General features: G+C 58.2%; 1 protein-coding gene. It reads left to right on the top strand.

The window, feature by feature from the left end:
• Positions 1-256: CoA transferase (locus tag SB765_RS31470; protein WP_410932737.1), on the top strand; the 256-nt coding region annotated here is incomplete at both ends.

Raw genomic sequence — 256 nt, 5'->3', positions numbered from 1 at the left:
CAAGACGCTATGGACCTCCCGTCGCGGATGGGAGCGCGCCCTACTACCAGGGCCTCAATCGCAACAAAAAGAATGTCGCGCTGGATCTGAATTCAGCCAGCGGGCTCGACGCACTCCTTTCGCTTCTGGCATCTGCCGACGTGCTGATCGAAAACTTCAAGTTGAGCACCTGGCGCAAGTGGGGTATCGATGACCTGTCAACGCTGTCGGCGAGGTTTCCCCGACTGGTCCATTGCCGGATTTCCGGATTTGGGGA

This window comes from Pseudomonas sp. SIMBA_067 (assembly GCF_046534675.1).
In the GTDB taxonomy this organism is placed as follows: Bacteria; Pseudomonadota; Gammaproteobacteria; order Pseudomonadales; family Pseudomonadaceae; genus Aquipseudomonas; species Aquipseudomonas putida.
The sequence above is the reverse complement of the archived record's forward strand: the minus strand, read 5'-3'. Positions and strand labels throughout refer to the sequence as shown.